At 54.2% G+C, this 1,392-nt stretch carries 1 protein-coding gene; it reads left to right on the top strand.

Translation table 11 applies throughout. The features are described from left to right. The first annotated feature begins 373 nt into the window (after positions 1–373). Positions 374–1,231, top strand: a complete 858-nt coding sequence (locus tag PG881_RS23855; RefSeq protein ID WP_270803297.1) for a formate dehydrogenase accessory sulfurtransferase FdhD — start codon at positions 374–376, stop codon at positions 1,229–1,231. The last annotated feature ends 161 nt before the right edge of the window (positions 1,232–1,392 follow it).

Here is a 1,392-nt window from a genome sequence, read left to right as displayed (position 1 = left end):
GGCTCAAACATGAAGAAATGAAATGACTGAGTCAGCCGAGAAGAATTTCCCCGCTTATTCGCACCTTCCCTAGAGTAAAACGTTCTAAAGATATCTATTTTTGGCTACGTGATACAATGGCACCTAAAGGTTTAGTTTCTCATTCATATAGACTTCATTTTGACATCAACAAAAACAGTAATCTCAAAAATAAAATAAATACAATATTTGATTTATTTTAGATGAGAATAAATGATAAAAAACTCGTCAAAATATACATTTTCTTTTCAAAGCAAATACCTCACCCCCCCCCCAAAAAAACTTAATAAAAATATTGGAACAAAACTTGCTGTATCCCTCCCCTTAGATCCCGGCAACCGGTCGCGAGGGGCCCATGACACCGACCTTTATCAAAAGCAATGCTGCCGCCCAGCTCACCATGGCCGTCGAGGTGATGGATGAACAGGGCACGCTGCAAACCCGCCAAATCGCCTGTGAGCGGCCACTGACGGTCTACCTCAACTGGAAGGAGATCGTAACCCTGATGACGCTGGGGGCCCGCCCCGAGGCGCTGGTGCTGGGTTATCTCAAAAATCAGGGCTTTATCGAGGATATTTCGGCCATCGAGTCGGTGATCGTCGACTGGGAGAGCGAGGCCGCCGCCGTGGTGAGCAGCCAGCAGGCCGCCGATCTCGACAAATCACTGGAGAAGAAGACGGTCACCTCCGGCTGCGGTCAGGGCACCATGTATGGCAGCGTGATGAAAAAGCTCGAAGGGGTGGTCTTGGCCGCGCCTGAGCTTAAGCAGAGCACCCTCTACGCCCTGCTCAAGGCGCTGTCGGCCCATAACGAAACCTACAAGATGGCCGGTGCCGTCCATGGTTGCGCCATCTGTCGAGGCAGCGAAATCCTCTCCTTTGTCGAGGACGTGGGGCGCCACAATGCGGTGGATACTCTGGCGGGCGAGCTCTGGATGCGCGGCGAGGCTGGCCACGACAAGATCTTCTACACCACCGGGCGGCTCACCTCGGAGATGGTGATCAAGGTGGCGCAGATGGGCATTCCAGTGCTGCTGTCGCGCTCCGGCGTCACCCAGATGGGGCTGGATCTGGCCCGCCAGCTCGGCATCACCATGATTGCCCGCGCCAAGGGGCGCCACTTCGAGGTATTCAGCGGCCACGACCATATGGTGCTGGACGAGAAACCGCCGGTGCTGGCGCCCGGTTCGGCCGGTCGCGGGATGCGGGACTAGGTAATGAACGAGTTGATGAGTGCCAAGCAGATCGCGCTGTATCTCGATCACGCCACCACACAGGCCACCACAGGGGTCAGGAACCAGGGCCGACGCATGATCATTCTTTGCGCTAGTTGATCAAGTATCGATCAGTTGAGCGGCGCCAAGTACGATTTTAA

Origin of the sequence: Aeromonas sp. QDB54 (genome assembly GCF_027707385.1) — a bacterium.
Taxonomy (GTDB): domain Bacteria; phylum Pseudomonadota; class Gammaproteobacteria; order Enterobacterales; family Aeromonadaceae; genus Aeromonas; species Aeromonas hydrophila.
This window is presented reverse-complemented; position numbering and strand designations above follow the sequence as displayed.

What these genes read in the sequence shown, in the direction of transcription:
- PG881_RS23855 (WP_270803297.1), top strand. Translation starts at nt 374, where the DNA reads ATGACACCGACCTTTATCAAAAGCAATGCTGCCGCCCAGCTCACCATG.